Annotated in this window: 21 protein-coding genes; 12 read left to right on the top strand and 9 right to left on the bottom strand. The window is 63.6% G+C overall.

Annotated elements, in window-relative coordinates:
• Positions 1-26: 26 nt before the first annotated feature.
• On the bottom strand, positions 27-1,511 hold the full coding sequence (locus BWP39_RS00875) for an HD domain-containing phosphohydrolase (RefSeq protein WP_096716499.1): 1,485 nt from the start codon (positions 1,509-1,511) through the stop codon (positions 27-29).
• A gap of 149 nt (positions 1,512-1,660) precedes the next feature.
• On the opposite strand from BWP39_RS00875, the gene BWP39_RS00870 reads away from it, so the two are divergent.
• Positions 1,661-2,443: an alpha/beta fold hydrolase gene (locus BWP39_RS00870; protein ID WP_096716498.1), complete on the top strand. Its 783-nt coding sequence runs from the start codon at positions 1,661-1,663 to the stop codon at positions 2,441-2,443.
• 96 nt (positions 2,444-2,539) lie between these two features.
• On the opposite strand, the gene BWP39_RS00865 is transcribed toward BWP39_RS00870, so the two are convergent.
• Together BWP39_RS00865 and BWP39_RS00860 are read right to left on the bottom strand one after the other, a co-directional pair.
• The gene (locus BWP39_RS00865; RefSeq protein WP_096716497.1) at positions 2,540-3,613 is read right to left on the bottom strand and encodes an aldose epimerase family protein; all 1,074 of its coding nucleotides are present in this window, start codon (positions 3,611-3,613) and stop codon (positions 2,540-2,542) included.
• A 35-nt stretch (positions 3,614-3,648) separates the two neighbouring features.
• Positions 3,649-4,875 carry a XylR family transcriptional regulator gene (locus tag BWP39_RS00860; protein WP_096716496.1) on the bottom strand — a complete coding sequence of 409 codons (1,227 nt, stop codon included), beginning with the start codon at positions 4,873-4,875 and terminating at the stop codon, positions 3,649-3,651.
• A gap of 257 nt (positions 4,876-5,132) precedes the next feature.
• On the opposite strand from BWP39_RS00860, the gene xylA reads away from it, so the two are divergent.
• From xylA to BWP39_RS00840, 4 genes are all read left to right on the top strand, one after another.
• Complete coding sequence (gene xylA / locus BWP39_RS00855; protein WP_096716495.1) at positions 5,133-6,455, top strand: xylose isomerase; 1,323 nt, start codon at positions 5,133-5,135, stop codon at positions 6,453-6,455.
• 131 nt (positions 6,456-6,586) lie between these two features.
• A complete protein-coding gene (gene xylF, locus BWP39_RS00850) occupies positions 6,587-7,615 on the top strand; it encodes a D-xylose ABC transporter substrate-binding protein (protein ID WP_096716494.1) in 1,029 nt (342 codons plus the stop codon).
• Between the two features lie 97 nt (positions 7,616-7,712).
• Positions 7,713-9,272, top strand: coding sequence for a D-xylose ABC transporter ATP-binding protein (gene xylG / locus BWP39_RS00845; RefSeq protein WP_096716493.1), 1,560 nt, complete (start codon positions 7,713-7,715; stop codon positions 9,270-9,272).
• A 5-nt stretch (positions 9,273-9,277) separates the two neighbouring features.
• Positions 9,278-10,477 (top strand): sugar ABC transporter permease, encoded by a 1,200-nt coding sequence (locus tag BWP39_RS00840; protein ID WP_096716717.1) that lies wholly within the window; start codon positions 9,278-9,280, stop codon positions 10,475-10,477.
• 48 nt (positions 10,478-10,525) lie between these two features.
• On the opposite strand, the gene BWP39_RS00835 is transcribed toward BWP39_RS00840, so the two are convergent.
• Positions 10,526-11,434, bottom strand: coding sequence for a hypothetical protein (locus BWP39_RS00835; protein ID WP_133116808.1), 909 nt, complete (start codon positions 11,432-11,434; stop codon positions 10,526-10,528).
• A 554-nt stretch (positions 11,435-11,988) separates the two neighbouring features.
• Between BWP39_RS00835 and BWP39_RS00830 the strand changes: the two genes are divergently transcribed.
• The 3 genes from BWP39_RS00830 to praB all read left to right on the top strand — a co-directional run bounded on the left by BWP39_RS00830 (position 11,989) and on the right by praB (position 13,453).
• Entirely contained in the window at positions 11,989-12,171 is a 183-nt protein-coding gene (locus BWP39_RS00830; protein ID WP_096716491.1) for a hypothetical protein, read from the top strand.
• Positions 12,172-12,411: 240 nt separating this feature from the next.
• Complete coding sequence (gene praA, locus BWP39_RS00825) at positions 12,412-12,894, top strand: alkane oxidation protein activator PraA (protein ID WP_096716490.1); 483 nt, start codon at positions 12,412-12,414, stop codon at positions 12,892-12,894.
• Positions 12,895-12,961: 67 nt separating this feature from the next.
• Positions 12,962-13,453 (top strand): alkane oxidation protein activator PraB, encoded by a 492-nt coding sequence (gene praB / locus BWP39_RS00820; RefSeq protein WP_235851346.1) that lies wholly within the window; start codon positions 12,962-12,964, stop codon positions 13,451-13,453.
• Between the two features lie 68 nt (positions 13,454-13,521).
• Here the strand turns inward: praB and BWP39_RS00815 are convergent, their stop codons facing one another.
• Genes BWP39_RS00815 through BWP39_RS00805 form a run of 3 tightly spaced genes read right to left on the bottom strand, consistent with a single transcriptional unit; the run spans position 13,522 to position 17,760 of the window.
• Positions 13,522-15,003, bottom strand: coding sequence for an efflux transporter outer membrane subunit (locus BWP39_RS00815; protein WP_096716489.1), 1,482 nt, complete (start codon positions 15,001-15,003; stop codon positions 13,522-13,524).
• Positions 15,004-15,020: 17 nt separating this feature from the next.
• Positions 15,021-16,601, bottom strand: a complete 1,581-nt coding sequence (locus BWP39_RS00810) for an MDR family MFS transporter (protein ID WP_096716488.1) — start codon at positions 16,599-16,601, stop codon at positions 15,021-15,023.
• 16 nt (positions 16,602-16,617) lie between these two features.
• A complete protein-coding gene (locus BWP39_RS00805) occupies positions 16,618-17,760 on the bottom strand; it encodes an HlyD family secretion protein (RefSeq protein WP_096716715.1) in 1,143 nt (380 codons plus the stop codon).
• Positions 17,761-17,855: 95 nt separating this feature from the next.
• On the opposite strand from BWP39_RS00805, the gene BWP39_RS00800 reads away from it, so the two are divergent.
• Entirely contained in the window at positions 17,856-18,641 is a 786-nt protein-coding gene (locus BWP39_RS00800) for a CerR family C-terminal domain-containing protein (RefSeq protein ID WP_096716487.1), read from the top strand.
• A 19-nt stretch (positions 18,642-18,660) separates the two neighbouring features.
• Here the strand turns inward: BWP39_RS00800 and BWP39_RS00795 are convergent, their stop codons facing one another.
• A complete protein-coding gene (locus tag BWP39_RS00795; RefSeq protein ID WP_096716486.1) occupies positions 18,661-19,587 on the bottom strand; it encodes a LysR family transcriptional regulator in 927 nt (308 codons plus the stop codon).
• A gap of 121 nt (positions 19,588-19,708) precedes the next feature.
• Here BWP39_RS00795 and BWP39_RS00790 point away from each other — a divergent pair, with 121 nt between their 5' ends.
• From BWP39_RS00790 to BWP39_RS00780, 3 genes are read left to right on the top strand one after another with little or no spacing between them, the layout of a single operon-like run.
• On the top strand, positions 19,709-20,599 hold the full coding sequence (locus tag BWP39_RS00790) for an intradiol ring-cleavage dioxygenase (RefSeq protein ID WP_096716485.1): 891 nt from the start codon (positions 19,709-19,711) through the stop codon (positions 20,597-20,599).
• Positions 20,596-20,961: a Dabb family protein gene (locus BWP39_RS00785; RefSeq protein WP_096716484.1), complete on the top strand. Its 366-nt coding sequence runs from the start codon at positions 20,596-20,598 to the stop codon at positions 20,959-20,961. The genes BWP39_RS00790 and BWP39_RS00785 overlap by 4 nt, the downstream gene beginning before the upstream one ends.
• Positions 20,948-22,018, top strand: coding sequence for a maleylacetate reductase (locus BWP39_RS00780; RefSeq protein WP_096716483.1), 1,071 nt, complete (start codon positions 20,948-20,950; stop codon positions 22,016-22,018). Before BWP39_RS00785 ends, BWP39_RS00780 begins: the two co-directional genes overlap by 14 nt.
• 65 nt (positions 22,019-22,083) lie before the next feature.
• On the opposite strand, the gene BWP39_RS00775 is transcribed toward BWP39_RS00780, so the two are convergent.
• A complete protein-coding gene (locus BWP39_RS00775; RefSeq protein ID WP_096716482.1) occupies positions 22,084-23,460 on the bottom strand; it encodes an MFS transporter in 1,377 nt (458 codons plus the stop codon).
• Positions 23,461-23,468 lie beyond the last annotated feature (8 nt).

Below are 23,468 nucleotides of genomic sequence, written 5' to 3'. Positions count from 1 at the left end.
CAGTCTGAGCGGGGCAGTTGCTGCGACTAGCGCAGCAATCCCATCGCCGACGCCTTCAACGTCGCCGCGGCCCGCGTCGTGCATTCGAGCTTGCGAAACACCCGCTCGACATGCGTGCGCACGGTGCTTGGACTGAGATTGAGCGCCCGTGCCGCTTCCTTGTTGCTGGCGCCGTGGCTGATCAGGTTCAGCACATCGATCTCGCGCGAGGATAGACGCGTTGTTTCGGTCGCGTAACGCGTGCTGCGCGGCGCAGCCGATTGCGTAGCGGGTTCGCCTGCGAGCAGCGCTTCGACGACCTCGCTATCGAAGCGTCCCTGTGCGGCTTCGGCACGTAGCAATTCGCTGGCTGCGACATCGGAGAGCGCGTCGCGCCACGGCCGCGTCGAACGCAACGCGACCCACGCGGCCGACGCAGCAAGAATGCGCGCTTCAAGGCCGAGTGCCGGGCCACCCACGCCGCGAAAATACCCGCTGCCGTCCAGGCGTTCGTACGCATACGACGCCAGTTCCGTCGCCTGATTCAACGGATCCATCTGCTTGCCGGCACGCGAGGTCCAGTAGGGCACGAGACGAATCTTCTCCCACTGTGCAGCCGACAGGCGCGACGGCGTGTCCCAGATCGCATTCGGTACGGCCGCGCGTCCTATCCCGTGGATCAGACCGGCCCGATAGACACGTTCACCCGCTTCGGGATCGGCGACGAGGCGCGCGCAGCAGGCTGCAGCGGTCGCGGCGACCGTGCGCGAATAGCCGGTCATCCACGGCAGTTTCAGGTCGAGTACATCGGCGATCAGGTCGGGCGACGTGCTGTGCTGCATCTGCGGCGTCAGCAAGGCGGCGTCGAGTGCGGCCGGCGCGAGCTGCGCGAGCGTATCGAGCCACTGTGCCGCGTGCGTATTGACGGGGATCGTCAGCGTGGCCGGATAGCGGAAATTCGCGCGGTGCGCGATCAGTACGAGTGCGTGTTCAAGCCCGTAAACCCGGCTGAAAATCTCCAGATCGCCCGCTAGCGCCACGACGAACACCGCCGCTGGGACCGCGTTGCCGTTCAACTGGTTCGGCATGCCGTTGCCGTCCCACGCCTCGAAGATATGCCGCAGCGTCGCTTCGGTCTCGCTACCCAGGCCGAGGATGCGCGCTACTTCACCCGATACCTCGCAATGAATCTGGGCGAGCGGGGCAATCGCCTGCGCCGGGCCGCCTTGCGCGTTGAGCAGTTCGGCCCAGTCGGGACGCTCGGCGAGCATCGCCGCGCGGCCGGCGACGTCGTCGCCGAAGGTGTTCGTGAACTCCGCCGCGTTGGCCGTGCAGCCCGACCAGCGCAGCAGCGATGCTTCGCGCACCGTATCGCAGATGTCCGCCCTGAAACTGGCCGCGCCGGCGATCTGCACGGCGAGCCACGCGGTGCGCAGCGAGTGATCGGTGGGTTGCCCCATGCTGAGGTCGCCGATAAAGGCGAGCGCCTTGACGGCGTCGAAGGTGCGTATGTCCAGGCCGCCGGCCGGCATGATCGGGTTCCTCAAATCGTAAGCAGAAGTGTGGCGACGACTATACGCGAAGCGGCTTCCCGCCCGGGTCGGTCATTTGACCGATACCGGTGCGGAGCGCCGTTTGCGATGCTCTGGCCTCGACATCACCTTTGAGGAGTTGACCCAGCATGAATACCCGGATGAAGAAGTGGTTCGCAGCGGCCTGCCTGTTCGGTGGCCTGTTCTCCGTGCAGGCCGCGCAGGCTGCGCAGGCCGAGGCGCAGGGTGACCTGAAGGGCACCAACGTCGTGCTGGTCCACGGCGCATTCGCCGACGGATCGAGCTGGAGCAAGGTGATTCCGTTGCTGGAAGCGCGTGGCGCGCACGTGGTGGCGGTGCAGAACCCGCTGTCTTCGCTGGCGGATGACGTCGCCGCGACGAAACGCGTGATCGACGCGCAGACAGGCCCGGTGGTGCTGGTCGGCCATTCGTGGGGCGGGGTCGTCATCAGCCAGGCCGGTAACGACGACAAGGTCAAGGCACTCGTCTATGTCGCGGCCTTCGCACCGGATAGCGGCGTGTCGATCAACGACATGCTGAAGGGCAAGCCGGCGCCGACGTGGGTGAGCCAGTTGCAGAAGGATTCCGGCGGCTTCCTGACGCTGTCCACCGACGCGATCGTCCATCAGTTCGCGCAGGACCTGCCGCTGCCGGAAGCGCGTCTCGTCGCAGCGACGCAAGGTCCGTGGTTCTCGGGCTGTACCGACGACAAGGTCACGACCGCCGCATGGCACACGAAGCCGTCGTGGTTTGTGCTCGCGGAGCAGGATCACATGATCGATCCGGGCTTGCAGCAGGTCATGGCGACGCAGATCGGCGCGACCGTGACGCGTGTCAAGTCGAGTCACGTCGCGATGTTGAGCCAGCCTAAGGCGGTGGCGGCTGTTATTGCCGCGGCGGCGAAGAAGTAGGCGTCTGTTGCATCGCAACGCAATGCAAACGACCGGCCTGTGCGCCGGTCGTTTGTCGTTGGCTCGAGCCGTTCGATGTGAGCGGCGCGAAGCCACTCAGCCTCGCACACCCACTCGATAACGCGTCTGCTGGCGATACACCTTGCCCGGCCGCAGCACGGTCCGCTCGCCGTCGGCCATGTGGATCTGGTCGGGAAATCCGCCGGCTTCGAGGCACAGCCCCGCATGCCGCGCGAGCACGACGCCCTGACGACCGCTTACGCCTTGCAGGTGATTGCCGGTATAGAACTGCAAGCCCCACTGATCCGTTTCGACGATCAGTTCACGGCCGCTGCCCGGGTCGTAGGCACTCGCAACGCGGCGGCACGGCTGCATCTCGCCAGGTTCATCCACGGCGTCGCGCAGCACATAGCAATGATCGAACCCACTGGCGCGCGCGAGCTGCGCGTGCGGCCAGTCGAGCCGCGCGCCGAGCGGCGCGCTGTGCCGGAAATCGAATGCATTGCCGGCGACATCCGCGCGCTTCGCCGGAATCATCGCGGGATCGACTTCGAAGAATGCGTCCGCATCGATCGAGATGACATGGCCGCGCACGTCGGTTCCGGCCTGGCCCGTCAGGTTGAAGTAAGGATGGCTTGTCAGGTTGAGCGGCGTCGGTGCATCCGTGACGGCTTCGTAATCGAGCGTCAACGCGCCGTCGTCATCGAGTGCATAGCGCACCTGTACCGTGACGTTGCCGGGAAAGCCCCCATCGCCTTCTGGCGACTCCAGCCGCATCACGAGCGTGCCGTCCTCGTCGGAAGCCTGCCACAACGCGCGATGAAATCCGGCAGCGCCGCCATGCAGGCAGTTGTCGCCCTCGTTGCGATCGAGCGCGTAGTCGATGCCATCGAGCGTGAAGTGCGCGCCGGCAATACGGTTGGCCCAGCGGCCGATCAGCGCACCCATATAGGTCGTCGCCGCGTGATAGTCGGTGGGGTTGTCGTGACCGAGCAGGATATCGCCGAGCCGTCCGGCCCGATCCGGCGCGTGCCACGACACGAGCGTTGCACCGAGATCGCTGATCGCGACTTTCATGCCGTGCGTATTGCGAAGCGTAAACAAACTGACCGGATCGCCGCCTGGCAACCGGCCCCACGTTTCGGAAGATATTTGCGCTGTGCTGATCATGGGTCTGGAAGAAAGAGAGAAGAGGGTGCCGTGTATCAGTTCGTCGATGTCGTCGGGCGCGGGCGCTCCTGATATTCGCGCGGCGTACAGCCGAGTTCGCGGCGAAACACAGCGTACATGTACTGCAATGAGGTGAAGCCGCAGCGGATCGCGACCTCCGCGCTCGACACGTCGCGCTTCTCGAGCATCGCCTTCGCCGCATCGAGTTTGTGGCGCAGGATGGCCTGATGCACGGTGCAGCTCAGCTCGCGGCGAAAATGTTCTTCCAGCGACGAGCGCGACACGCCGACGTAATCGGCGACCTGCTCGGTGCGAATGCCCTGACACGCGTACTGACGGATGAAGTGACGCGCGCGCATCACATAGGGGCTTGCAAGCGGCTGATGACGGCTCGATTCGAGCACGTTGATACCGACCGGCGGCACCAGAATGCGCCGGCCCGGAAAACGCGCACCGTGCAGCATCTGATGCAAAAGGTACGCGGCGGTGCGGCCCATTTCCTCGGTACCCTGAATCACCGACGACAGCGGAATGCGCGTCAGCGTCCGTGTGAGCGGATCGTTGTCGATGCCAATGATTGCCACCTGCTCCGGTACCGCGATGCCGGCCATCAGACACGCCTGCAGCAGATGCCGGGCACGTGCATCGGTCACTGCGATGATGCCGACCGGTTTCGGCAGGCCGGCGAGCCAGCTGGTCAGCTGTTCGCTTGCCTGATTCCACGAAGGCGCGCTGGTGGACAGGCCGCGATAAATCTCGGCGCTGATTTCGGCGGCACTGTGACCGTCTGCGGCGCGCAGGTGTGTGAAGGCGCGCTCGCGCTGCTGCGCCCAGCGGTTTTCCTCGGCCTCGGGCAGGCTGTAGAGCGCGAAATGCGCCAGCCCTGCGCCGATCAGATGCGTGTACGCGAGCGAGACGAGCTTCGCGTTGTCGGTGGCGATGTAGGGCAGATCGGGCGGATAGTGCGTTGGGTCTTCGAACGATGAGCCCACCGCGACGACGGGCAGCGCACAACCGCGCAAGGCATCCGACACAGCCGGGTCGTCGAAATCCGCGATGATGCCGTCGCCTTCGAAACGCTCGATACCCGTCAGGCGGCAACGAAAATCGTCTTCGAGAAACAGGTCCCATGCGACCCGCGTGGACAGCAGGTACTTGCCAATTCCGCCGATGATCTCGCGGTCGTAGATCTTGTTCGCGTTGAACAGCAGCGCGATCCGATGGGTCGTCTGAGGCGTGGGGTGCGTCTGGACTCGGGTCATCGGTGGGCGGGGCTCGCGGGATGATGCGGTTACGAAACGATTACGAAACGTGCAGCAATTCTAGTCCGGGAACCTCCGCCCTGCGCGGTATGCGCGGCGAGGCGGTAAGAAACATCAAGCCGCTTACGCAATTTCGTAATTGCCGGTCTTGCGCGGGCACGGCAGCATGGCGTCACCTGGCGAGCCGCATTCGCCCCGAGCGCGCGAGCATTGCAGCGCAGCATAGACATAGAACTAGACATACACAGGAGACATCGATGTCGTATTTCGAGCACATTCCGCCGATCCACTATGAAGGACCGGACTCGGACAACCCGCTGGCGTTCCATCACTACGACAAGACGAAGATGGTGCTCGGCAAGACGCTCGAAGCCCATCTGCGCATCGCCGTATGTTACTGGCACACCTTCGTCTGGCCGGGCGCCGACGTGTTTGGTCACGGCGCGTTCCGCCGGCCGTGGCACGAACCCGGCGACGCCATGGAGCGTGCGAAGCAGAAGGCCGACGCCGCGTTCGAACTGTTCTCGAAGCTCGGCACGCCGTACTACACGTTCCACGACACGGACGCATCCCCAGAAGGCCGCAATCTCAAGGAATACAGCGAGAACTTCGCGCGCATGGTCGACTACCTCGCGCGCAAGCAGCAGGACAGTGGCGTCGGATTGCTGTGGGGCACCGCGAACCTGTTTTCGCATCCGCGCTATGCGGCCGGTGCGGCGACCAATCCGAACCCCGAAGTGTTCGCATTTGCCGCGGCGCAGGTCCGTCACGCGCTCGACGCGACGCATCAACTGGGTGGCGAAAACTACGTGCTGTGGGGCGGCCGCGAGGGTTACGACACGCTGCTCAACACTGAACTCTCGCGCGAACGCGAACAGTTCGCGCGTTTTCTCCACATGGTCGTCGAGCACGCGCACCGCATCGGCTTCAAGGGCACGCTGCTGATCGAACCGAAGCCGCAGGAACCGACCAAGCATCAATACGATTACGACGTCGCCAGCGTGCATGGTTTTCTGACGCAATACGGCTTGCAGAACGAGATTCGCGTGAACATCGAGGCGAATCACGCGACACTGGCGGGCCATTCGTTTCATCACGAGATCGCGACAGCATTCGCGCTCGGTGTGTTCGGCAGTGTCGACGCGAATCGCGGCGATCCGCAAAACGGGTGGGACACCGATCAGTTTCCGAACAGCGTCGAAGAGCTGACGCTCGCGTTCTACGAAATTCTGCGGCATGGTGGCTTCACGACCGGCGGGATGAACTTCGATGCCAAGGTGCGGCGCCAGAGTATCGACGCGGAAGATCTGTTCTATGGCCACATCGGTGCAATCGACAACCTCGCGCTTGCCGTCGAGCGCGCCGCGAAGCTGATCGAGCACGATCGCCTCGAACAGTTCCGGCAACAGCGCTACGCGGGCTGGGATACGGAGTTCGGTCGCAGGATTCTGGCAGGCGGCTATTCGCTTACGTCGCTCGCTAGCGACGCGCTTGCGCGCGGCCTCGATCCGCAGCATGCGAGCGGCCGCCAGGAGTATCTGGAGAGCGTCGTGAATCAGGCGATCTACGGCGGCCGCTGAGCGGTTGCCAGAACCGTACGAGCCGAAAGCACTGCAAGCATGACAAAGGCCCGCGTTGCTATCCGGCCGCAGGGTCCACCCTGCGAGCCGTCCACACCGGTATACCGGTGATTAAAAGAGAGGAGTGAGACATGAGATTTGCCACCCGCCGTTCCGTTCTGGGTTCGCTCGTCTGTGGAGCGGTACTCGCCAGTCTGTCGCTCGCTGCGCCGCTCGCGCATGCAAGCAAGGATCACCCCGAAATCGGCTTCTGCATCGACGACCTGCGCGTCGAACGCTGGTCGCGCGATCGGGACTACTTCGTCGCCGCCGCCGAAAAGCTCGGCGCGAAAGTGTCGGTGCAATCGGCGGACGCGAGCGAGGAGCGCCAGATCTCGCAGATCGAAAATCTGATCTCGCGCGGCGTCGATGTGATCGTGATCGTGCCGTTCAACTCGAAGACACTCGGCAACGTCGTTGCCGAGGCGAAGAAAGCCGGCATCAAGGTCGTCTCGTACGACCGGCTGATTCTCGATGCCGACGTCGATGCCTACATCTCGTTCGACAACGAGAAAGTCGGCGAACTGCAGGCGAAGGGCGTCTTCGATGCGCAGCCGAAGGGCAACTACTTCCTGCTCGGCGGCGCACCGACCGACAACAACGCGAAGATGTTGCGCGAAGGGCAGTTGAAGGTGCTCAAGCCGGCCATCGATCGCGGCGACATCAAGATCGTCGGCCAGCAGTGGGTGCCCGAATGGAGCGCCTCGACCGCGCTGCGTATCGTCGAAGACGCGCTTACCGCAAATAACAACAAGATCGATGCGATCGTTGCGTCGAACGACGGCACCGCGGGTGGCGCGGTCCAGGCGCTCGCGGCGCAGCACATGGCCGGCAAGGTGCCGATTTCGGGGCAGGACGCGGACCTCGCGGCGGTCAAGCGGCTGATTGCCGGGACCCAGACGATGACGGTTTACAAACCGCTCAAGCTGATCGCAAGCGAAGCTGCCAAGCTGTCTGTGCAGCTTGCGAAGGGTGAGAAGCCGGCCTATAACGCGCAATACGACAACGGTCGCAAGAAGGTCGATACGGTGCTGCTGCAGCCGACGCTGCTCACCAAGCAGAACGTCGACATCGTCGTGAAAGACGGCTTCTATACGCAGGCGCAGATCGCGAGCCAGTAACGCCTCGCGTGAGTTCGGCCTGAGTGCGTGCCGCCCCACGCCGCGATCTACGGCGGCGTGGGGCGCGCCGCGTTTTCTCCTGCAACGGGAACAGTGAATGGCGACTCCCTTGCTGGCGATGCACCGCATCGTCAAGACGTTCTCCGGCGTAAAAGCGCTGGACGGCATCGATCTGACCGTGATGCCAGGCGAATGCGTCGGCCTGTGCGGCGAGAACGGCGCTGGTAAATCGACGTTGATGAAAGTACTGTCGGCCGTCTATCCGCACGGTACGTGGGACGGCGAGATTCTCTGGAAGGGCGCACCGCTCGAAGCGCAAAACGTGCGCGACACGGAGCGCGCCGGCATCGTGATCATCCACCAGGAGTTGATGCTGGTACCGCAGTTGTCGGTGGCCGAAAACATCTTTCTTGGCAACGAGATCACGCTGCCTGGCGGGCGCATGAACTACGCGGCGATGTATCAGCGCGCCGACGAACTGCTGCGCGGGCTCGGCATCGACGGCATCAACGTTGCGCAGCCCGTGATGAACTACGGCGGCGGCCATCAGCAACTGATCGAGATCGCGCGGGCGCTGGCCAAAGAAGCGCAACTGCTGATTCTCGATGAACCATCGTCGTCGCTGACCGCGACTGAGACGAACATCCTGCTCGACATCGTGCGCGACCTGAAGCGGCGCGGTGTCGCGTGCGTTTATATCTCGCACAAGCTCGACGAAGTGGAAGCGGTGTGCGATACGGTGACGGTGATTCGCGACGGCCGGCATGTCGCCACCGAACCGATGAGTACGCTCACCACCGAGCGGATCATCGCACTGATGGTCGGCCGCGAAATCGCGAACCTGTTTCCGCGTGTCGAGCATGCGATCGGCGAGGTCGTGTTCGAAGTGCAGCACGTCACGGTATTCGATGTGACGAACCCGCGCCGCAAGCGCGTCGACGACGTTTCGTTCAACGTGCGGCGTGGCGAGATTCTCGGTGTGGCAGGACTGGTCGGCGCGGGGCGGACCGAGTTGATGCAGGCTATTTTCGGTGCGTGGAATGGCGTGAGCCATGCGACGTTGCAGCTCGAAGGCAAGCCTCTGCGCGTGCGCACACCGTTCGATGCGATCCGCGTGGGCATCGCAATGGTGCCCGAAGATCGCAAGCGGCACGGCATCGTGCCGCAGCTCGGCGTCGGCTACAACATCACGCTCGCCGTGTTGAACCGTTTTGCACACGCAGGCCGGATCGATTCGAGCGCGGAACTCGATACGATCCACGCGCAGATGAAGCTGTTGTCGGTGCGCGCCGCGAACCCGATGCTACCGATCGCGAGTCTGTCTGGTGGCAATCAGCAGAAGGCCGTGCTGACAAAAATGCTGCTCACCGATCCGAAGGTGCTGATTCTCGATGAGCCGACCCGTGGCGTCGATGTCGGCGCGAAGTACGAGATCTACAAACTGATTTTCCAGCTCGCGCAGCGCGGCGTGGCAATCGTGATGGTGTCGTCGGAATTGCCTGAAGTGCTCGGTATCAGCGACCGCGTGCTGGTGATCGGAGCAGGGCAACTGCGTGGCGATTTTCCAAACGACGGCCTCACGCAGGAATCTATTCTCGCCGCCGCGCTGCAGTCCGCGCCGTCTTCTTCCCATCCCACTTCAGCGAGTGCAGCATGAGCGGCATGATTCCCGACGCCACCTCCGGCCAGCCGAAGCGCACGGTATCGAAGCCGTCCTTCGATGCGGCACAGCAGGCCCAGCAACTGTTCGCGCGCTACAAGATCCTCGCGCTGCTCATTGCAGTGGCCGCGATCTGGGCGTTCTTCTCGTTTCTCACGCAGGGCGCCTTCGTGACACCGCGCAACCTGTCGAACCTGCTGCGTCAGATGTCGATCACCGGCATGCTCGCGTGCGGCATGGTGTTCGTGATCATTGCCGGCGAGATCGATCTGTCGGTCGGGTCGCTGCTCGGGCTGCTGGGCGGCGTGGCGGCGATTCTCGATGTGAACCGCCACTGGCCGCTGGCGGCGACCATGCCGGTGGTGCTCGTGCTCGGTGTGCTGGTGGGCATGTTCAGCGGCTGGTGGTCGACCTACCGGCGGGTGCCGTCGTTTATTGTCGGGCTCGGCGGCATGCTCGCGTTTCGTGGTGTGCTGCTCGGTCTGACCGGTGGCTCGACGATCGCGCCGGTATCGGATGGCTTCGTGTTTATCGGTCAGGGCTATCTGCCACGTCTAGCCGGCGATGTCCTCGCGGTCGTGCTGTTCGTGCTGATCGCGGTGCTGACGGTCTCGCAGCGGCGCTCGCGCCAGCGTTATCAGTTGCCGGTTGTGCCGCTGTGGCAGGACATCGTGAAGATTGTCGGCGCCGGTGCGATTTTGCTGGCGTTCGTCGCGACGCTCGACCGCTACGGCGGCATTCCGGTGCCGGTGTTGCTGCTGCTCGCGCTGCTCGGCGTATTCACATACATCGCGACGCAGACGGTATTCGGCCGGCGTATTTATGCGGTCGGCTCTAATCTCGAGGCGACGCGGCTCTCTGGCATCAACACCAACCGCGTGAAGCTGGCCATCTTTGCGCTGATGGGCTTGATGTGCGCGTTCGGCGGCATCGTCAACACGGCGCGACTCGCGGCCGGCTCGCCGTCGGCCGGCACCATGGGCGAACTCGATGCGATCGCTGCGTGCTTTATCGGCGGTACGTCGATGCGCGGCGGCTCGGGCACCGTGCATGGCGCACTGATCGGCGCACTGGTGATGGCGAGCCTCGACAACGGCATGTCGATGCTCGACGTCGATGCCTACTGGCAGATGATCGTCAAAGGCAGCATCCTGGTGCTGGCGGTGTGGATCGATGTGGTGTCGGGATCGAACCGGCGTTGAGTGTGGAGCGGATACGGCGCCCGGAGATGAAGACGATGGCGTGCCGCGCTAGGACGGCCAACTTAGCAACTTGCGGAGTGAGTCCGCGCGGTTGATGGCCGCCCGCTGCTCGTCGGCGTTACCGATCAGATACAGGCCGACCTCCGATGTCCCGGTCTTGAAGAGACTCAGTTGCAGCAGCGCCAGCGTGTTGCGCGTCAACTGCGGATCGGTGCAGGCTTTGGGCGAGGCGCACCACTGGCTGAGCAGCGCAAGCGCGCTTGCGTTGCCTTGGGCCGCGAGTGTCAGCACGCGGTCGCCGAGCGTATCGCTGCCCGCGAGCGGGACGTTGAGCCATTCCGCGGGATAGAGGTTCGCAAGCGCGAGTAAGGCTGCGGGTTGACCGGCCGCCGCGGCCTTGTGCAGCAGATCGTCGGCGTAGCGCGCGTCGTGCAGGCGCGTATCGCTGCAGCGCAACGACTGCTCGCTTGCGCTCAATGTGCCGCGCGCGCAGGCATCCGCCCATGCCGCTGCTTCGAACAGACCCTCCGCATCGGCGCGATTCTCCAGCGCGCTAAAGTTCGGATAGGAAAACGCATGCTGCAGCGCATCGCTCATGGTGTCGCTGGTGATGCCGCCGGGCTGGAATGCGGCGTTGCTACGCGCAGCTGCCAATCGCGCGAGCATGTCGACAGGACTGCCTGCGGCAGGCCCTTGCGGCACGGGTAGAGAAGGTGCAACCTGTGCGGCGGATTTGCCCGTCTCCACTGGCTGCGGCGGGGTTGTCGCGGGTGTCACCGTCGCCGCAATCCTGCCGGATTGTGCAGGCGCCAACCATGCCATCAAGCCCAGCGTCACTGCGATCGTCGCGACCCCGCAGGCGATCCATCCCAACCATCCCCATATCGATGTTGCAGTGCGTTTTTCAGTAGTGCTTTTCCCGGCATTGAGTTTCCCGGCGTTACGCGATAACGACATGCATGCTCTCCGTTTTAACTATCCACCCAGACGCATTGACGGCGCATTGTGCCAAACATTAAGCGGCGGGTACCTTTTATTCACAATAACTCATATTGCATCGCGAGACGCATTGATCACCGGGGTTCGACGGGTGTGCCGATTAATTCGACTGTTTGAAACATTGCGGAGAGCGAATCTGGGCAATACCATTGGCTGCCTGCACCGGTTTGGATCAAAGGCTCTATGTACACCCGACGCCAGCGGGACTAATGTACGCCCAGCACAATTATCCGAATACAGGCCAGCGAGGACACGGTACAGACAACGTCCATAGCCACGAGGAACCACATTGCATGAGAGACGCGCACGCTTTTGGGTGTGCCGCGAGGGTATCGCTCAATCAAACGCAATGTGCATATTACGTGTGACCGGTCTTCCTTCACGATAAAAGGGAGCGGGAAGAGTGTTGCTTAACGGATTGGATTGATCCGGAAATCGGTTAAGACGCCGGCGATAAATGCAAAACGAATAAAAATAGCGATATAGCTAATAATCGTTGAATGGAGACATGGATGGCAGATCACCTCAATGGACGCGAGCGCGTGTCGCACACGATGCCGCCAGTCCCGCAATCGAATCCCGGTCCCGTCGGCCTTGCAGCGACGGACCTGGCATCCGGCAGTCCCTCGATCCACTCAGCCGGCAGTACCGGCGTGACACGGTTCTTTGTCGCGCCCGGTTCGCTCGTGCAATAGACCTTCGTATCAGGCATGCGGTCCGAGCGTCCGCGGTATCTATCCGATACCCGGTCGAACGGGCGACACCGGCGGCAGCGGGGTTACGAAGCGCGCTGCGCGGTCCGGTCAGCGGAAGTTTGGCCGTTCAGTAGTTCGGTAGTTCAGCAGGGCAGTGTTTCGAATAGCGGCGCCATTGCGCATCGCTGTGCTGTGTTCATCCTCCGGCAACTCTGTTGCCACAAATAAGGAAGTTAAATCATGAAATCCTTGAAGATGCGTGTGTGCAGTGGTGCAGTTGTCGCGATGTGTGCTGTTCTGTCTACGGCGGCGCTCGCGGCGACGATTGCACCGGCAGGGAAGTCGTTCAGCGCGCCCGGCACGATCGTGGTGAGCAATCCGATCGCTCCGAATGTGTCCTGCGGCGTGACGTTGAGCGGCGTGGTCGCTGCGGATGGCTCGTATGCGCAGATCAATTCGGTGGTCGTAACCGGTGGTGGGCTGTGCGGCGTGCCGCAGATCATTGGTCTGCCGTGGAAGCTGGTCGCAACCAGCACGACAGCAGGCAATGTGGCGAATGTGGGCTTCAGCGTGCTCGGTTCGAACTGCGGTCCGTCGACGATCCAGGGCACCTGGAACAACGCAACCAACACCCTGACCGCGACTAACCAGCCGCTTAGCGGCAACTGCACGATCAACAGCCTGTCAGTCAACCCGAACCCGGCCTTCACGGTTTCGCCGTAACTTCGCCGTAACGGGGATCGGTCTGCGCCACATTGCGTGGCGCAGACCGGCTTAAGGAGGGGAGATCATGAAATCATTAAAGACGCGCGTGTGCGGTGGCGCCGTCGTTGCGATGTGTGTCGCGTTTTCTGCAGCGACGTTCGCTGCGACAATTGGACCGGTAGGCATTTCGTTCAGCGCGACGGGTTCGATCACAAACAGCACCCAGATTTACGCGAACCTGAGTTGTACCATCACAATGAGCGGCGTGGTGGCTTCGGATGGCTCCTATGCGCAGATCAATTCTGCGGCTATCACCGGGGGCGGTTTGTGCGGTTTACCGGTGCTCAACGGTCTGCCGTGGAAGCTGGTAGCGACCAGTGCCACGACTTTCAGCCTTGAAAACTTCGGATTTGGCTACGTAGTCAGCGGTCTCGGTGAGTGCGGTCCGACGACCATCAACGGCGCCTGGAACAACGCGACCAACACGCTCAGCGCGCTCAATCAGCCGCTTAGCGGCAAGTGCACGGTCAACTCCCTGTCGATCAAGACGAGCCCGGCTTTGACGGTCTCACCGTAGCGGGGATCGGTTGGCACCGCTTCGCGCGGACCGGGTTTATCGGTCCGCGCAAATTCGGCGATCAACCTTTATCCCTGCTGCACCCGCCACCCCAGCCCCAGACTCTTCTGCAGCGACACAAAATCCTTCAACAACTCCGCTTGCCCCGCGACCACATTCTGCTGCGCGGTGAATTCCTCACGCTGCGTATCGAGCAGATCGATCAGGTTCGACACCCCCGCCGTATAGCGTTGCCGCATCAATGTAGCCGAATGATCGGCGGATGCTTCTACTTTCTGTAACGTCACGACATGCTCGCGCTGGTGCCCATAGCGCGACAGCGACGAATTCGCGTCCTGCAGCGCGCCGAGCACGGCCTTCGTATAACGTGCCTCGGCCTCGTCGCGCGATGCTTCGGCCGCATGCACGCTGCCAAGCGTGCGGCCGAAATCAAGCAGATTCCATTGCAGATACGGCACACCGACCCAACTGAAGTTGCTCTTGCGCAGCAGATGCCCCGGGTCGCCAGCACTAAACCCGAGATCGCCAAGCAGCGTGACCTTCGGGAAAAAATCGGCGATGTGTTCGCCGATCTGCGCATTGCTCGACGCGAGCCTGCGCTCCGCTGCGCGAATATCGGGCCGCTGTTGCAGCAGCGATGCCGGGTCTCCAATCGCCACCGACTCAGGCATCACCGGCAGCGGCTGCGTGCCGGCCAGCTGTGCGTCGAGCGCGCCGGGGGCGCGGCCCGTCAGCACGGCCAGACGATCGAGCGAATCCGTCACCTGCGCATCGAGCGGAATTAACGTCGCGCGCGTGTTCTCGACCTGCGTAGTCAGACGTTCGATGTCGATGTCGGCAGCCGTGCCGCGTGCGCGTCGTTGCTGCGTCAAGGTCAGCATGTGCTGTTCGACTTCGGCCTGGTGCTGCGCGAGCACGAGACGCTGTTGCTGGTCGCGTAGATCGACGTAGGCACTGGCGACTTCCGCGGCGAGCGAGACCTGCGTATCGGCGAGGTCGGCATCGACAGCCTGCGCTTCCGTCGACGCGGCTTCGATCGCGCGGCGCGTGCCGCCGAACAGATCGATCTCCCATGTCGCATCGAAGCCGGCCGTGTAGAACTGCAACGGCCCGCCACCCGTCGACGAGCCCGCACCGCCCGGCGATTGCAGCGCACTGAACGAACCGAGATCGGGTTCGCGCGTGCGCAGCGCGGCGGCGTCGGCGGAGACCTTCGGTAGTTCGTTGGCGCGCTGCTGTTGCAGTTGTGCTCTCGACTCGCGCAGACGCGCCTGGGCGATATGCAGATCGGGGTTGTGGGCGAATGCCGCGTCGATCAGATCGTTGAGCTGCGGGTCGCCGAGTGCGAGCCACCACTGGTTCGGCGCGTGCGTGGCCGCAACGCCCGCAGCCGGTGTGCGCACGAACGTGCCGCTGCCGGTGGCGTCGCTGGCGACAGTTGGGGCGCCGCGATAGTCGGGGCCGACCGAGCAGGCCGTCAGCGCTGCTACAGAAACCAGCGCAGAAGCCAGCGCGGCAAGGGATAAAGCGGAAAGGCGGAAAGACATCATGGCGATCGTTTCGATTCTCAGTGGCCGGCGGACGGCGGTGGCACATTCCGGGGCGGCGTTCTTAGCAGCAACGCGAGCGGGATACACGCAAGCAGCGCGATACCGAGCAGGTAAAAGGTTTCCGAGTAGGTCATCACAACGGCCTGCTGCTGGATCTGCACGGCGATCTGCCCAAGCGCACGCATCTGCGAGTAAGCCATGTCGCCGGTGCGCGCGAACCAGCCGGCCGCGCTCGCGGCGATGTGGTCCTGTCCGAGCAGCGAGTTCGCGCTCAGCGATTCGCGGATGACCGCGGTGTGGAACGTCGTGCGTCGGTCGATCACCGTGCCGATGACCGCCAGTCCGATCGAGCCGCCCAGGTTGCGCGCCATGTTGTAGAGACCGGCGGCGTCGCCGGAGTCTTCGCGCGACACCGCGGCCATCGATGCCTGGTTCAGCGGCATCATCGCGAGCATCTGCGCGGTGCCGCGTATCAGCTGCGACCAGAGGAAGTCGTGGCCGACGCTCTGCGCGGTCAGACCGATGTCGAGCATGCAGCTGAATCCGAACAGCAGCAGCCCGCTGATTACGAGGATCCGGAAGTCGACCTTGCTGAGCAGCTTCGGCAGGACCGGCATCATCAGGAAGGCGGGCAATCCCGACAACAGCATGATCGCGCCGGACTGCTGTGCGTTGTAGCCGGCTACGATGCCGAGAAACTGCGGCACCAGATACGACACGCCGTAGAGCCCGGCGCCGACCGCGGACACGATCACGATCACGCTCGCATAGCGCGGATTGCGCATCAGGCTCAGACGCATGATCGGTTTTTTAGCAGTGAGCTGCGATAGCGCGATCAGCACGAAGCCCGCGACCGTGAGCCACGTCAGCCCGACGATCACGCTCGATTCGAACCAGCGCTCACGTTGACCTTCTTCGAGCACGACAGTGAGCGAACTCAAGCCGATCGCAAGACCGACGATGCCGAGCCAGTCCGCCTTGAAAAACGCTTCCCAATGCGGCCGGTCCGATGGCAGACCGACGATCAGCAGCGTCATCAACGCGAGACAGACCGGCAGGTTCAGGAAGAAGCACCAGCTCCAGCTGATGTTCTCGGCCAGCCATCCACCGACCACCGGGCCCAGCAGCGGTCCAAGCAGCACGATCAGCCCGAACATCGTCATACCGACCGGCAACTGCGACAGCGGTAACCGCGTACGGATGATGGTCTGCGCCGTGGGAATCAGTGCGCCGCCGGTGAAGCCCTGGCCGATACGGCCGGCGATCATCATCGGTAGGGTGTGCGACCAGCCGCACATCATCGAGAACGCGATGAAGAGTGCGGAGTTGGCCAGCAGGAAATTGCGCAGACCGAACACGCGCGTGAGCCACGCGGCGAGCGGAATCATCACGATCTCGGACATCAGGTAGCCGGTCGAGATCCACGTGCCTTCGGTGCCGGTCGCGCCGATTTCGCCTTGAATCTGCGGCAGCGCGGAGTTCGTGATCGAGATGTCGAGCGTGGCCATCAGCGCGCCAAGCGAACCCGCGGCGACCGCGATCCAGTCGGTGACGCTCGCGCGCTCTGGGGCCGGTGCTGCCGGAGGGACGGCAGACATGGCGTTAGCGGTCGGTTCAGCCACGATGATTCTCGGCTTCGATACGCTGGTCGCGTTCGCGCGCCGAGCGTGTGTCGACCTCGACGCTCACCGACAGTCCCGGCAGCAGCACGCTGCGGGTTTCCGGGCCGGTGTCGATACGGATGCGCACCGGCACACGCTGGACAATCTTCGTGAAGTTGCCGGTGGCGTTTTCCGGCGGCAGCAGGGCGAACTGCGAACCCGTGCCCGGCGAAAAACTATCGACGACACCATGCAGCGTCTGGCCCGGCAACGCATCGATATGCATTTCGACCGGCTGTCCCACGCGCATGTGGCCGATCTGCGTTTCCTTGAAGTTTGCTTCGAGGTAGGTGCTCTGCACCGGCACGACCGTCAGCATCCGCGTGCCGGGCTGCACATACTGGCCGACCCGCACCGAGCGATCGCCGATCTTGCCGCCGAGCACGCTGCGCACAACGGTGTTCTCGAGATCGAGGCGCGACTGCTGCGCGCTCGCCTGGGCCGCTTCGAGCTGTGCGCGGGCCTGCGCGAGCTGGGCGTTGGTGGAGGCGATCTGCGTGCGGGCCGCATCGACCGCGGCCGCGTTTGCGGTAAGCGTGGCGGCGGCCTGGTCGCGCGTGCTGGTCAGCTCGGCAAGGCGTTCGCTGGTTTCGGCGCCGGTCGCGACGAGCGGAGCGTAACGCTGCACTTCGTCGCTGGCATGGCGGGCGCTGACCCGCGCCACCTGCTGCTGGGCCTGCGCCTGTTCGATATTGGCTTGTTGCTGCTGGATTTCCGCCTGGGCGCGCGCGATGTCGGCATGGCGTGCATCGACGGTGGCGAGGGCCTGGTCGAGCGCCACCTGGTACTGGCGTGCATCGAGATGCACGAGCGGATCGCCGGGTTTAACGACCTGGTTGTCGGCCACGTAGACCTCGGTCACGTAACCGGCGACTTTCGGCGCAACCGTGACGCTGTCCGCCTGCAGATAGGCGTCGTCGGTGGTTTCGATGAATCGCCCGACGGTCCACCAGCGCCCGAGCCATACCGCAGCCACGATCAGCGCAATGATGCCAAGGCCGATCAGCAGCGTGCGGCGCCCGGGGCGGCGGCCCGGCACGGCGGATGCTTGGTCGGTGGGCAGATTGCCCGGAGAGGTTCCCGCAGTGGTTGACATCGTGTTTTCCAATTTTTTCCAGTTGGCATAATTATTCCAGTCGTTAAAATTGTGTCAAGTGATATATTTGTATCCGTCTGATACGAGAGGGGTCTATGAACGACGTAAAGAAGCTTCGCCGTCCGCAGGAGGGCGGTTACGCGCGAGGCGACGAGACGCGGCGCAGAATCATCGACGCGGCGGTCGAGCTGTTCGGTGAAAACGGTTTCGATGGCGCGTCGACCCGCGACATCGCCGCGCTTGCCGGCGTCAACGCACCGGCGCTGCAGTATTACTTCGAGAACAAGGAAGGGCTCTATCGCGCGTGTATCGAAGCGCTAGCTGACGACGCGTGGGAGATTTTCGGCCCCGCCATCGAGAACGCGCACGAAGTGCTGAGCAACGACGACGCGAAGACGAGCGAACTGATCGACGCGCTGATCCGCATCCAGGAAGCCACCGCGGACAGCATCTACGCCAAGGCCGCCGTGCCGGGCAAGCGCCTTTTTTTCGCGCGCGAGCAATCCGGGTCCGAGCCGGCCAGCGCCACCGAAATCCTGATGAACCGGGTTCGCAAGCCGTTCAACGCGGCTGCCGCGGCGCTGGTTGCACGCATCACCGGGCGCGCGGTCGACGATCCGGTCACGCTGATCAGGATGTTCAGTCTGCACGGGCAAATCGTGATTTTTCACGTCGCGCATCGTACGGTGCTGACACTGCTCAACTGGGAAAGCGTCGATGCTGAAAACGCTGCGCTCCTGAAGGCGACGATAGGCGATCAGACCCGCATGCTGCTCGAGCAGTGGAGCCGCGAGCGAACGTCGGATGCGGGGAGCGAAGCCACGCGCAAACCGGCGGCGCGAAGGCACGCCGGCAGCGCGGCGCGCAAGAAGAAGGCGTAACCCGGCGATCAACCCACCGTCATCGGCTGGGTACGTCCGTCCATTTCCGCGCAAGGTCGAGCCGTTCAACCCGCTCGATCAACCCTTCGGTGAACACCCGGATCTTCGCCGGCTGGTGCCGTCTGCTTTGATACGCGAGATTGATCGTGAGGCGGGGGAGTTGCCAGTCCTCGAGCACCGGTACGAGGCGCCCGGCGACGATATCGTCGTGCACGATATACAGCGGCTGGATCACGATGCCCATCCCCGCATAACCGGCTGCGCAGATCACCTGGCCTTCGTTCGAATCGAGCGCACTGGTGATCGGTAGATCGCGGGTCTCGGTGCCGCGCGTCAGGTGCAGCACGTAGGGATCTGCTGCGAGGTGATAGACGAGCATGCGGTGACGGGCGAGATCGTCCGGAGTCTTCGGGCGACCGTGCTTCGCCAGATAACCGGGCGACGCGGCCAGCACGCGGCGCGTTTCCGCCAGCCGCCGCACTGTGATACCCGAATCGCCTTCGTGCTCGCGTGTGCGAATCGCGACGTCGATGCCGGCTTCGATAAAGTCCGGATACCGGTTGGCCGCCATGATCTGCACCGACAGTTGCGGGTATTGCTGACTGAATTCTGGCAGCCACGGCGCGATATGCATCATCGCGAAGGAAACCGAACTCGTCACACGCAACGTGCCGCTCGGGTTCATCGCCGCGTCGCCGGCGGCCGCATCGGCTTCGGCCATTTCGGCGAGCAACGCACTGCAGCGCCGGTGATATTCGCGCCCGGCATCGGTCAGCCAGAGCCGGCGCGTCGTCCGCTCGATCAACCTCGCACCGAGCCGGTCTTCCAGCGCGGTCAGCGTCCGGCTTGCCGCCGCGTTCGACATGTTGAGCTTTTCCGCCGCCTTCGACAGGCTGCCGGTTTCCGCAGTCAGGACAAAAAACTCGATCTGGGTCCATCGATCCATACGCTTATTCTTCCGCCTGATGGAAATATCATTTCACTATAGCGCGTTTTTTTCCAGGCGATCGGCGATTACTATCCGCATATGGCGCGGCTTGCGGCCGCGAAAAACGGAGACACCCGCGATGCGCAATATCAGTGAAGACACGATTACCCAGGCGGTGCTCGCCTCGATGGACGGCTGCCGCAACGCGCGGCTGCATACCGTGATGACGAGCCTGGTTCAGCATCTGCATGCGTTTGCGCGCGAGGTGAAGCTCACCGAAGCCGAGTGGTTTGCAGCGATCCAGTTCCTGACCGATACCGGCCATATCACCGACGACAAACGCCAGGAGTTCGTGCTGCTGTCCGACACGCTCGGCCTGTCGATGCTCGTCACGACGCAAAACAACCGCAAGCCGCCCGCCTGCACCGAAGCGACGGTGCTGGGGCCGTTTTTCGTCGACGGTGCGCCCGTCTATGAGAACGGCGACGATCTGTCGAACGGTGCGCTCGGCGCCCCCTGTTTCGTGCGCGGTCATGTGCGCGGCGTGGATGGCGAACCGGTCGCGGGCGCGTCGCTCGATGTCTGGCAGTCCGACGAAGACGGCTTTTACGATGTGCAGAAAACCTCGAGCGAAGTCGGCGAAATGGTGCATAGCGCGCGCGGCCAACTGCACACGCAGGACGACGGCAGTTTCCATTTCCGCTCGATTCTTGCCGAAGCCTATCCAATCCCTCACGACGGTCCGGTCGGGCACATGCTCGATGCGCTCGGGCGGCACCCGTGGCGGCCTGCGCATCTGCACTTCTGGATCAAGGCGCCGGGCTACGAGACGTTGATCACCCACGTGTTCCGCCAGGGCGACCAGTACCTCGATTCGGACGCGGTGTTCGGCGTGCGCTCGACACTGGTGGTCGAATGGGTGAAGCACGCGCCCGGCGTTGCGCCCGACGGTACGTCGATGAGCGTGCCGTTCTACACGCTCGACTACGACTTCGTGCTGAATCCTGCTTCTGCAGGAGCGACCGTATGATCCGGCACATCGTCATGTGGCAGGTTCGCGGCGAAACCGCGCAGGAAAAACGTCTTTCATGCGAACGCGTTAGAGCGGGCTTTGAAGGATTGCGCGGGCGGATTCCGGGTATGCGTCATCTGGAAATCGGCATCGATTCCAGCGCTGTCGATTACGCGTGCGATGTCGTCCTCGTCAGCGACTTCGAATCGCGCGAGGCGCTCGATGCGTATGCGAACCATCCCGAGCATCTGCGCGTCAGGCAGCAACTCGGCGATACCCGCACGGCGCGGCATCAGGTGGACTACGAGGTGGGGCAGCAGAGCGCGTCGTCGCCGTCGTCGGCGTCGCCCGCAGCGGAGGCAACCGATGCCAACGCCTGATTTCGTCTACACGGCGCGCGCCGCGCGTGTGGTGTTCGGTGCGGGCAGCTTGCAGCATCTCGAACGCGAGGTGTTGCACCTGAGCGCCGAGCGTGCGCTGATTCTCTGCACGCCCGAACAGCGTGCGCTCGGCGAAGTGATCGCCGCGCGGCTTGGCACACGGGCCGCGGGCGTCTTCGATCGGGCCGTGATGCACGTACCGCTCGAACTGGCCATCGAGGCACGCGCCGTTGCGCAACACCTGAACGCGGACTGCGCAATCGCCGTGGGCGGCGGCTCGACGATCGGCCTCGGAAAAGCGATCGCGCTGGAGTCGGGGCTGCCGATTCTCGCCGTGCCGACCACCTACGCCGGCAGCGAGATGACGCCGATCTTCGGATTGACGGAAGACGGCCTGAAACGCACTGGCACCGATCTGCGCGTGCTGCCGAAAACCGTCATCTACGATCCGGAACTGACGCTGACACTCCCTGCGCCGATGTCGCTGACGAGCGGGATCAACGCAATCGCACACGCGGCGGAAGGGCTCTATTCGCGCGATGCGAATCCGGTGATCAGTCTGATGGCGCAAGAGGGTATCGCCGCGCTGGCACGTGCGTTACCGAAGGTCGTAGCCCAGCCGCTCGATATCGAGGCACGTTCGGATGCGCTGTATGGCGCGTGGCTGTGCGGTCACGTGCTGGGCAGTGTCGGGATGGCGCTGCATCACAAGCTGTGTCACACGCTGGGCGGCAGTTTCAATCTTCCGCATGCGCAGACTCACACGATCGTGTTGCCGCATGCGCTTGCCTACAACGCGGCAGCCGCGCCACACGCGATGACCCGCATTGCCCGCGCTGTCGGACACGACAATGCGGCCACCGGCATCTACGAACTGGCGCGGACGAACGGCGCGCCGGTCGCGCTCAAGGACATCGGCATGGAAGCGAGCGATCTCGACCGGGCCGCGCAGATCGCAAGCGCGAATCCCTACTGGAACCCGCGCGAAATTGACTACATGTCGATTCGCGCGCTGCTGCAGGATGCGTTCGACGGCGTGCCGCCGCGGCAGTACTGACAATCTTTATCACTGCACCGCGTGACTGAAGCCCGGTGTCGCGATGCACGCGAAGGCGCTAGTCCTCACTGAACCGGTTCCGCTTCTTGCGCAGACACCGCGTTGTGTCCAGTCGCGAACAACCGGTCGCGCGCGAGCACGATCAATACAGCACACGACGCCAGCGCAGGCACGGCCGCGGCCAGAAAGAGATGCGCCGATGACCAGTGCAACTGCATCAACGTGCCCGCGACGATCGGACCGACAATCGATCCCGCGCGACCCACACCCAGACTCCAGCCTACGCCGGTCGCGCGCAGCGAAGTCGGATAGATCGACGCGGAGAGCGTGTTGTTGGCCGGCTGCCCACCGACGATACCGAAGCCGCTGATCGCGACGCACACGAGCATCAATGCGAGCGACATCTGCGCGGTCTGTCCGATCGCGGCGATCGCGATGCCGGCGATCAGGTAGCAGGGCGTCAGCACACGGAAGAACCCCCAGCGATCGATCAGCGGCCCCATCACGATCGTGCCAACTACGCCGCCAACCTGCAGGATCGTGCCGATCAGCGCGGCGTGCGCCACGTCGTAGCCGGCATCGGCGGCGATGGTCGGCAGCCAGTTGGCGAGGAAGAACAGGTTCAGCAGGTTCATGAAATTCACGGCCCACAGCAGCAGCGTGACGCGTGCGCGGCCGGCTTCGAACAGCGCGCGGACCGGCATGCTGTCGGTCGCCCGTTCGTGAACGAGGTAACGGGTGCCGGGCGGACACGCGAGATCCGGCGCAATCTTGCGCAACCACCCGCCGACGCGTTCGAGCCCGCGTTGCCGCAGCACGAGGAACTGCATCGACTCCGGCAGGTACGCAACCATCGCAGCGGCAATCACGAGCGGAATCGAGCCGCCTAGCAGAAAGACCGCCTGCCAGCCCGCGACAGGAATCAGCGCCGCCGAGATCACACCGCCGAGCACGGCACCCCCGGTGAAGCCGCATGACACCCACATCATCAGCGTGGCCCGTTTGCGTGCGGGACTGTACTCGCTGACGAGCGCAATCGCGTTACCCATGATGCCGCCGAGCCCAAGGCCCGTGATCAAACGTAACGTCAGCAACTGCGGCAGCGTCGTGGTGAATGCGGTGGCGAGCATGCAGACGGCGAGGAACGCAGTCGAGCCGATCAGCACTGGACGGCGTCCAACACGATCGGCGAGCGGGCCGAGCGCGAGCGAACCCAGCAGCATACCGACGAGACTCGCACCGAACACGGGTCCCATCGCGGCACGCGATACACCCCATGCATGGATGATCGACGGCGCGACGAAACCCATCGCCTGCACGTCGAAGCCTTCCATCACGACCGACAGACCCACCAGCATCATCAGCCACACCTGGAAGCGACCGACCGGACGCGCGTCGACGATGGCCGCGATATCGATCGCGGCGGTGGGGGCTGCGCTCATGGGTTCTC

Source organism: Paraburkholderia acidicola, assembly GCF_002362315.1.
GTDB classification, from domain to species: Bacteria; Pseudomonadota; Gammaproteobacteria; order Burkholderiales; family Burkholderiaceae; genus Paraburkholderia; species Paraburkholderia acidicola.
Note: the sequence above shows the minus strand (reverse complement) of the source record. Positions and strands in the feature narration are given on the sequence as shown.

Excerpts from the sequence above, each read along its gene's own strand:
- BWP39_RS00875 (WP_096716499.1), bottom strand. The coding sequence starts at position 1,511 with ATGCCGGCCGGCGGCCTGGACATACGCACCTTCGACGCCGTCAAGGCG.
- BWP39_RS00870 (WP_096716498.1), top strand. The coding sequence starts at position 1,661 with ATGAATACCCGGATGAAGAAGTGGTTCGCAGCGGCCTGCCTGTTCGGT.
- BWP39_RS00865 (WP_096716497.1), bottom strand. The coding sequence starts at position 3,613 with ATGATCAGCACAGCGCAAATATCTTCCGAAACGTGGGGCCGGTTGCCA.
- BWP39_RS00860 (WP_096716496.1), bottom strand. The coding sequence starts at position 4,875 with ATGACCCGAGTCCAGACGCACCCCACGCCTCAGACGACCCATCGGATC.
- xylA (WP_096716495.1), top strand. The coding sequence starts at position 5,133 with ATGTCGTATTTCGAGCACATTCCGCCGATCCACTATGAAGGACCGGAC.
- xylF (WP_096716494.1), top strand. The coding sequence starts at position 6,587 with ATGAGATTTGCCACCCGCCGTTCCGTTCTGGGTTCGCTCGTCTGTGGA.
- xylG (WP_096716493.1), top strand. The coding sequence starts at position 7,713 with ATGGCGACTCCCTTGCTGGCGATGCACCGCATCGTCAAGACGTTCTCC.
- BWP39_RS00840 (WP_096716717.1), top strand. The coding sequence starts at position 9,278 with ATGATTCCCGACGCCACCTCCGGCCAGCCGAAGCGCACGGTATCGAAG.
- BWP39_RS00835 (WP_133116808.1), bottom strand. The coding sequence starts at position 11,434 with ATGTCGTTATCGCGTAACGCCGGGAAACTCAATGCCGGGAAAAGCACT.
- BWP39_RS00830 (WP_096716491.1), top strand. The coding sequence starts at position 11,989 with ATGGCAGATCACCTCAATGGACGCGAGCGCGTGTCGCACACGATGCCG.
- praA (WP_096716490.1), top strand. The coding sequence starts at position 12,412 with ATGAAATCCTTGAAGATGCGTGTGTGCAGTGGTGCAGTTGTCGCGATG.
- praB (WP_235851346.1), top strand. The coding sequence starts at position 12,962 with ATGAAATCATTAAAGACGCGCGTGTGCGGTGGCGCCGTCGTTGCGATG.
- BWP39_RS00815 (WP_096716489.1), bottom strand. The coding sequence starts at position 15,003 with ATGATGTCTTTCCGCCTTTCCGCTTTATCCCTTGCCGCGCTGGCTTCT.
- BWP39_RS00810 (WP_096716488.1), bottom strand. The coding sequence starts at position 16,601 with ATGTCTGCCGTCCCTCCGGCAGCACCGGCCCCAGAGCGCGCGAGCGTC.
- BWP39_RS00805 (WP_096716715.1), bottom strand. The coding sequence starts at position 17,760 with ATGTCAACCACTGCGGGAACCTCTCCGGGCAATCTGCCCACCGACCAA.
- BWP39_RS00800 (WP_096716487.1), top strand. The coding sequence starts at position 17,856 with ATGAACGACGTAAAGAAGCTTCGCCGTCCGCAGGAGGGCGGTTACGCG.
- BWP39_RS00795 (WP_096716486.1), bottom strand. The coding sequence starts at position 19,587 with ATGGATCGATGGACCCAGATCGAGTTTTTTGTCCTGACTGCGGAAACC.
- BWP39_RS00790 (WP_096716485.1), top strand. The coding sequence starts at position 19,709 with ATGCGCAATATCAGTGAAGACACGATTACCCAGGCGGTGCTCGCCTCG.
- BWP39_RS00785 (WP_096716484.1), top strand. The coding sequence starts at position 20,596 with ATGATCCGGCACATCGTCATGTGGCAGGTTCGCGGCGAAACCGCGCAG.
- BWP39_RS00780 (WP_096716483.1), top strand. The coding sequence starts at position 20,948 with ATGCCAACGCCTGATTTCGTCTACACGGCGCGCGCCGCGCGTGTGGTG.
- BWP39_RS00775 (WP_096716482.1), bottom strand. The coding sequence starts at position 23,460 with ATGAGCGCAGCCCCCACCGCCGCGATCGATATCGCGGCCATCGTCGAC.